The organism is Nostoc sp. FACHB-888 (assembly GCF_014696655.1).
Taxonomy (GTDB): Bacteria; Cyanobacteriota; Cyanobacteriia; order Cyanobacteriales; family Nostocaceae; genus Nostoc.
On record NZ_JACJQM010000315.1, the window covers coordinates 1 to 3,606 of the forward strand.

Annotated in this window: 6 protein-coding genes; 4 read left to right on the top strand and 2 right to left on the bottom strand. The window is 41.7% G+C overall.

All coding sequences use genetic code 11. The features are described from left to right. Positions 1-76: 76 nt before the first annotated feature. The 3 genes from H6G26_RS39900 (at position 77) to H6G26_RS44105 (ending at position 1,340) form a co-directional block, all read left to right on the top strand. Positions 77-520 carry a hypothetical protein gene (locus H6G26_RS39900; protein ID WP_242054355.1) on the top strand — a complete coding sequence of 148 codons (444 nt, stop codon included), beginning with the start codon at positions 77-79 and terminating at the stop codon, positions 518-520. 68 nt (positions 521-588) lie between these two features. Further along, positions 589-930 carry a hypothetical protein gene (locus tag H6G26_RS39905; RefSeq protein ID WP_190737464.1) on the top strand — a complete coding sequence of 114 codons (342 nt, stop codon included), beginning with the start codon at positions 589-591 and terminating at the stop codon, positions 928-930. A 278-nt stretch (positions 931-1,208) separates the two neighbouring features. Continuing rightward, positions 1,209-1,340, top strand: coding sequence for a hypothetical protein (locus H6G26_RS44105; RefSeq protein ID WP_277883971.1), 132 nt, complete (start codon positions 1,209-1,211; stop codon positions 1,338-1,340). 37 nt (positions 1,341-1,377) lie between these two features. On the opposite strand, the gene H6G26_RS39910 is transcribed toward H6G26_RS44105, so the two are convergent. Both H6G26_RS39910 and H6G26_RS39915 read right to left on the bottom strand, forming a co-directional pair. Then, positions 1,378-2,400, bottom strand: coding sequence for a hypothetical protein (locus tag H6G26_RS39910; protein WP_190737466.1), 1,023 nt, complete (start codon positions 2,398-2,400; stop codon positions 1,378-1,380). A gap of 457 nt (positions 2,401-2,857) precedes the next feature. Then, on the bottom strand, positions 2,858-3,247 hold the full coding sequence (locus H6G26_RS39915; protein WP_190737468.1) for a hypothetical protein: 390 nt from the start codon (positions 3,245-3,247) through the stop codon (positions 2,858-2,860). Between the two features lie 91 nt (positions 3,248-3,338). Here H6G26_RS39915 and H6G26_RS39920 point away from each other — a divergent pair, with 91 nt between their 5' ends. Then, entirely contained in the window at positions 3,339-3,539 is a 201-nt protein-coding gene (locus H6G26_RS39920) for a hypothetical protein (protein ID WP_206757593.1), read from the top strand. Positions 3,540-3,606 lie beyond the last annotated feature (67 nt).

The following is a 3,606-nucleotide window of genomic DNA, read 5'->3' on the forward strand; positions in this document are numbered from 1 at the left end:
AGGGGAAGCTCAAAAAGAATACGACGGGGTGATGGGAAAGTTTCCAGTTTAATACTGCTGTACTACTTTGCCCCTGGTGACAGCTTCCGTAACACTACCCCATAATGCAGTAGATTCTATTATCTGCAATTCTGGGACAATTGCTAAGTTGGGGATCACTGCTACAGGCACAGCTATTCTTACCCAAGTTATAGTCACAGCGATTTCATACTCCTTGGATCTTTATCGGGGCGACATTACTGTTGAAGAATATAAAAATTTAATTGTAGAAGCTGCAAAGGCAGCAGGCATTGCTACACCAATTGTTTTTCTGATCTTAGTGGCTGTATTGGCGTTATTTCCAGAATTTACAGTTATATTGTCAGCACCAGTGGTTATTGCAGGTTTCAATTCATTATTTGGTATAAGCATTGCTATGCCAATTATCCAATCGTTACTTCGTCATGTCCAAGCTGGTGGTTTTGGTGAGGAAACTGCTGAGGCTTATAGAAATGTGCTTGGTGGTTCTACACCTGCTTGAGATTTCAAGTAAGTATTGCACTTCTATTTGGGCAATATAGGTTTAGCACATTTTTTCTATCCAAATAAATGAGATTTTTATTTAAGTTACTCGGTTTAATATTACTACTAGCCGGAGTTTACTTTCTTGGTCAAAATATCTACTTCAGCACCAACGTATATCCCTATTGGTGGCGTGGTATAGCTGCTGATGGTTCTATATTATTTTTGACTTCAGGAATTCTGATGTTATTTGTCTTGCCCCGCCAGGACAAGGACTTAGGTTGGGTGGCGCTGGGCATAGGAATACTTCTGATTTTTTTTAGTAGCCGCGCTGTCCTCACCCCTACAAGTTTATGGCAGTTTTGCCTTTCAATGGCTTGTTTTGTTGGGGGATATCAATTGTTTACTACAGGCCGCTTGAATATTTAGACTTAACTCTGTTTTCTCCCTTTGAGAGAATGTAATAACCGAAAAATTTGTAAAGTTTTATTTTCTAGTTTTTGTCTATAAATTTTAGTTTCTATTAGAAAATAAAGCTTTAAGCCTTGATGAAATCAAAGTTTTAGACTTTGGCTTCGATTATTGTTTTTCAAGAGTGGCGAAACAGGACTAAGTATTACCATATTACAGACGGCATACGTAACTTTAGTTATTTAAGCGGGTGTGTCCCAATACTTGTCGGGTTTTGGGGAAAAGGGGAAGCGGAAATGGGAAAGAAAAAACCTTTACCCTTTAACCTTTACCCCAAACCCAATGCCGAGTTAAAAATGCACAAAGCGAGTAGTATTGGGTCGTGTCCTTCATACCACACGCGATCGCTGCCTTTATCCTTTATTTAGTATTTATATACTATATTTAGATGCCTTTGCCCTGAGTTTAGGCCAAAGTGCTATAGGACAAAGAGCTATCTGCAAAGACAAAATTCTCAAAGCCTGTTGTGGTCAGTGTAATAACATTTCCACTGTTATGGAAGCTGATGTTAACTGGGTTTAGGGCATTGCCCGAAATTACACCAGAAAAAGTGAGTTCAGAGCGATTGAAAGCACTGAGGTCTAAGGTATCAAAACCTTCTTCACCATCTACAGCCGCAGTACCAAACCCTTTAAACCAGTCATTTCCAGTGCCTAGATAAATGTTGATACCGCCACCAATAGTAACTTTTTGTTGAACTTCATTGATGGTACTGGTGGATGTAATAAAGTCATTGCCATCACCAGTTTTGATAGTTCCTTCTCCATAAATGCCATAGGCAGCATCACCAATTGTTGCAGTAGCCTGTCCAGTAAGAATGTCACAACCATTCCCAGTATCAATTACTCCGTCGTTGGAGATGCCTATAACCATGAGGCTATAATCTAAAGCGTTGCCAGAACCAGTTATAGTGTCATTTCCGTCTCCGGTATCCAGTAGCCCAGTGTTGCTGATGCCAGTCCCTGCACCGCCGTTGCCGCCGGAGTCGCCTCTGTCGCCCTTACCACCCTGACCAGTACCAGTGATAATGTCATTTCCGTCCTCCGTATTCAGAATCCCAGTGTTGCTAATGCCAGTCCCTGCACCGCCATTGCCGCCATAGTAGTATGGTCCGTCTCTGGTGGTAAAGGGACTGAAAGCCTTACCAGTGCCGCCCTGACCAGCACCAGTGATAGTGTCATTTCCGTCCCCTGTATTCAAACTCCCACTCCTACTGTTGGCAATACCAATCCCATCACCGCCGTCGCCTCTGTCACCCGTACCACCCTGACCAGTGCCAGTGATAGTGTCATTTCCTAAGCCTGTAGAAATGAAACCTCCAGTTAAAATATCAATCCCAATTGCTGGAAATTTATTTAAATCTTCCCCTACTATTGTGTCGTCACCAGCAGTGCCTGTGAAATTGGGTCGAACTGTAAATTTGGGCATAATCAAAATCCTCTAAATTTAGTTTAGTACTGAGCTTCTAAGTAGAGCAGCGTGAATAATGAAGAGGTTTGTAGTGTACCCCTGCTCAAAGAGCCAGCTACGCGCAGCGTCTGGCAGAGAGGACTAAAGTCCTCAAATGATCGCCCGAGTCGGTCACTAAAAACTAATCTCAATATTTTTTACATTACTTAATCTAGTTTGATTTATTCTTACCAACTTACTTATTTCACCATAGTAGGTATAAATCACCTCAATAAAGTCGCGGTTTTGAACTAGCGGGACATAAGCCTTGCTTCTACTTTCTAATTAACGGGTAAGTGAAATCAATTTATGCACACTGTGGAAGATGAACGTGGATTGTAGATAGAGGCTGATTTCGATCTTCGGGTGTTACCAAGGTAAAAGGAAGGACTGGTAAGGCTTCTGAAAAACTTTTGAAATCATTAGTGCTTTTTTGTCAGTCGTTACTGCGGCACGTTTCGCCCACATACAGCACAAGAGAAGCCGCCGAGTCTATGATGAAATAGAGACACGCATCACCTGGGCTGTTTGCTGGCATCCTATAAAACGACATTGGCACAAGCCGCAGCAAGAGTGGATCAATTTGGTCTAGGTCGCAGTGCTTAGGGGTAAGGTCAAATAATGCCGTCTGCTGTGGTGGTTTGTTCTCTCTCACCTTCTGCTGATATTCAAAAATCTGAGATTTCCACTTCAACAGCGCCTTAAGGCTCATTAACAGTGTCTCTGCTGTACGTGCTGGTGTGACGGTCAAATCAGAAAATAAATTTAGCTGGTTGGGTTCCAAGGTGATTAATGGGAATGTACAAACCAGTAGATTATCGCCCACAACTGGATGGAGTCAAACCTGTTAGCAGCTTACTAGAGCGATCGCTGTGTTGATTTTGGGCATTTTAAAATAGCGTTTACTCAATATTGCCATGTTTAAAGGATTCGGTGGCCCAAAGAAAAAATCAGTGCTTGAGGACAATGAACTGACTACAGGCATTGTACAGCACCCAGTTACGAAACGTTGGCAGACTTGGATATCATTTACTGGTCATGATATCCAGTCCATTACTGCCCATAATCAGCGAGAGGATGCTAATAACCCACATTCCGCACTTCAATTTGAAGTATGAATTAATTTCAGTTAATGACAACGCAAAAAATTAGGATAATTAAGAAAATAATACTCAACGAATTTAA